Below are 2,978 nucleotides of genomic sequence, written 5' to 3'. Positions count from 1 at the left end.
CCTGGCACGCGATGTCGATGAGCATCATGCTCGTCGTCGTGCACCTCTTCATCCCCAATTCCTTCGTCAATGCGACGGCCGTGTCGATCGCGACGACGCTGGTCTTCAGCCTGCTCGCCATCCATGTCGGCGCCCTCAGTGTTTCCGATACATTGACGATGACCATGCTGCTGGTGCTGGTCAACACCGTCGGCATCATCGCCGCGCATCGCTACCAGTGTCTCGGGCGCCGCCAGTTCCGCGCGCAGTCCATCCTGCGTCACCTCAGCTTCCGCGACCACCTGACCGGCTGCTACAACCGGCGCTACATGGAAGAACACCTGCTCGAACAGGAAGTCGAACGTGCCTCGCGTTACCCGGCCTGGCTGACGGTGATCATGTGCGACCTCGATCACTTCAAGGTGATCAACGACACTTATGGTCATCCGACCGGCGATGCCGTCCTCCAGCACTTTGCCGGACTGCTGCGCGCGGCCTGCCGCGACCACATAGATAGCGTCGTCCGCTACGGTGGCGAGGAGTTCATGCTGATCCTGCCGGAGACCGACCTGCGCGGCGGCGTCCGCCTGGCCGAACGCCTGCGCCGCGCGATCGCCGACGAATCGGCTTATCGCGACGAACGTCATGCGATCGGCGTCACCGCCAGCTTCGGCGTCGTCGCCGCCGATTTTTCCGTGGTCGGCATGGGGGGTGATCCGAAGGCGCTCATTACCCGCGCCGACGAGTTGCTCTACCGCGCGAAGAGCGCCGGCCGCAACCGCGTCGAGTTTGACGAATTCGCGCGCGCGCCGATGGTCGCCTGAGCGGGCCGCGACCACGCGCCACGTGTCATGACAAGCGATACGTCTGCAGGTGAATGCTCGTCTCGGTGTTGCTGATGCCGCGTACGAGGCGGATGCGTTCGAGGACCTGCGAGAGTTCCGAGAGATTCGCTGCGCGCAGTTCGGCCAGGAGATCCCAGCGCCCGTTGGTATCGTGCAGACTGGCGACGCCCGGTTCGCCGAGCAGGCTGGCGATGACAGCGCGCGTCTCGTTGCCTTCGACGGCGATGCTCATCCAGGCGTGGATTTCGTTCGGTTCCGCGTCGGGGCGCAAGCGGACGGTGTAGCCGACGATGATGCCCGCGTCTTCGAGCCGCGTGATGCGGTTGGTGACCGTTCCGCGTGAGACGCCGAGCTTCTGCGCCAGTGTGGCGATGCTGGCGCGGGCATCCTTGCGTAGCAGCGAGAGCAATTGCTGGTCGGTGGCATCCATTTGATCAATCTGCTAGTTTGTATTGACTAAATGATAAAGTTTTGCTGAAAAGCAATCAATGTTGACGATTCACATTGCTACGCGGACTTGAGAGACTGGACTCAGACCTCCCGGAGCCGCATCATGAAAACCGAGTCCAGCGTTCAAACCCAATTCCTCAGTGCCGAAACCGTAGCGCACCTGGTCAAGACCCTGGGTATTGCCGACTGCCTGCGCGGCGTTGCCGACTACCTCCACGCCGACTACTTGCGCTGGGAAGCATTCGATAAGTCCGCGCGCGTCGCCAGTCATTCGGACGATGGCGTCATCGAGCTGATGCCCATTTCCGACGGTGCCCACTACACGTTCAAGTATGTGAACGGACACCCGAAGAACACGGCGCTTGGCTTGCCGACGGTCATGGCTTTTGGCGTTCTGGCGCGCGTCGATACCGGTGCGCCCGAGGTGCTGAGCGAACTGACGCTGACCACCGCGATCCGCACCGCCGCCATGTCGGTTCTTGCCGCCAGAACGTTGGCAAGGCCGGACTGCCGCCGCATGGCGCTCATCGGCAACGGCGCGCAGAGCGAGTTCCAGGCGCAGGCGTTCCATCACCTGCTCGGTATCGAGGAAATCCGACTGTTCGATATCGACGGTGCGGCGACGGCCAAGCTGATGCGCAACCTGGCGCACACGAAGCTGCGCCTGCGTCCTTGCGGGAGCGTGCATGAAGCCGTACGCGGCGCAGATATCGTCACCACCGTGACCGCCGACAAGACGAGCGCGCGCATCATCACGGCTGACATGCTCGAACCGGGCATGCACATCAACGGCGTCGGCGGCGACTGTCCGGGCAAGACCGAAATGCATCCTGACGTGCTGCACGGCGCCTCGGTGTTCGTCGAATACGAGCCGCAGACGCGCGTCGAAGGCGATCTGCAGCAGATGCCGGCCGAGTTTCCTGCCACCGAACTCTGGCGCGTGCTCGCCGGTAAGGCCGTGGGCCGAACCGACGAACGGCAGGTGACCTTGTTCGATTCGGTTGGATTCGCGCTCGAGGACTACTCGGCCCTGCGCTTCATGCGTGACTCGGCACGAGCGCTCGGCCTGGGTCAGCCTATCTCGCTGATTCCATCGATGGCCAACCCCAAGGATCTGTTCAGCCTCGTTCGTCCATCGGCGGTGGCGAGCGACGCCGGAACGAAGATGAGTCGCGTCGCCTGAGCGGCGTCTGTACGCCATTGGCAAGGTTGGGCTACGATAGCCGCACGGGCGCTGCCTTGGACGGTACGCTGGAACTCAGCTCGAAAGGCTCAACATGAAAACGATCTTCGCTGTGCTGGCACTGTCGGTTTCGACGGCTGCATCTTCTGCCTGCTACATGATTTATTCGCCGTCGAACGAACTGGTATGGCGGGGAACTTCGGCGCCCGTGCGCATGGACGCTGCCTCGCTCAAGGACGAGATCAACAAGATGGTGCCCAAAGGGCATATGGTGGTGAGCAGCGAGACGGCGAGTTGCTATGCGCTGGATCTCACGACGCCGAGAAAGACGATGAGCGACAAGGCCGGGGAGATCAAGTACGACCGCGGAACGCCTTCGTTCGAGTAAGGCGGAGCGCCAAAATAAAAAACGGCCCCCAATTCTGGAGGCCGTCTCTACGTGGAGTGGGTGCGACCCACACATTGATTATCGTCCATCGTGCACGTACTCTTCTTCGACGGGCTTCGATTCCCGAACGTCG

The 2,978-nt window shown here is 62.3% G+C and carries 4 protein-coding genes; 3 read left to right on the top strand and 1 reads right to left on the bottom strand.

What is annotated here, in order from left to right; translation table 11 throughout:
- Positions 1–803, top strand: an 803-nt coding sequence (locus KBA32_RS16865) for a GGDEF domain-containing protein (RefSeq protein ID WP_294361450.1), incomplete at its 5' end; no start/stop codon positions are given.
- A 25-nt stretch (positions 804–828) separates the two neighbouring features.
- Here KBA32_RS16865 and KBA32_RS16860 read toward each other — a convergent pair.
- Positions 829–1,254, bottom strand: a complete 426-nt coding sequence (locus tag KBA32_RS16860) for an Lrp/AsnC family transcriptional regulator (RefSeq protein ID WP_294361448.1) — start codon at positions 1,252–1,254, stop codon at positions 829–831.
- Positions 1,255–1,377: 123 nt separating this feature from the next.
- Between KBA32_RS16860 and KBA32_RS16855 the strand changes: the two genes are divergently transcribed.
- Positions 1,378–2,457 carry an ornithine cyclodeaminase gene (locus KBA32_RS16855; protein ID WP_294361446.1) on the top strand — a complete coding sequence of 360 codons (1,080 nt, stop codon included), beginning with the start codon at positions 1,378–1,380 and terminating at the stop codon, positions 2,455–2,457.
- Positions 2,458–2,551: 94 nt separating this feature from the next.
- Complete coding sequence (locus KBA32_RS16850) at positions 2,552–2,845, top strand: hypothetical protein (protein WP_294361444.1); 294 nt, start codon at positions 2,552–2,554, stop codon at positions 2,843–2,845.
- Positions 2,846–2,978: the final 133 nt, after the last annotated feature.

Origin of the sequence: Propionivibrio sp. (genome assembly GCF_017995515.1) — a bacterium.
In the GTDB taxonomy this organism is placed as follows: Bacteria; Pseudomonadota; Gammaproteobacteria; order Burkholderiales; family Rhodocyclaceae; genus Propionivibrio.
This window is presented reverse-complemented; position numbering and strand designations above follow the sequence as displayed.

Coding starts and splice junctions, on each gene's coding strand:
- KBA32_RS16860 (WP_294361448.1), bottom strand. CDS start 1,254: ATGGATGCCACCGACCAGCAATTGCTCTCGCTGCTACGCAAGGATGCC.
- KBA32_RS16855 (WP_294361446.1), top strand. CDS start 1,378: ATGAAAACCGAGTCCAGCGTTCAAACCCAATTCCTCAGTGCCGAAACC.
- KBA32_RS16850 (WP_294361444.1), top strand. CDS start 2,552: ATGAAAACGATCTTCGCTGTGCTGGCACTGTCGGTTTCGACGGCTGCA.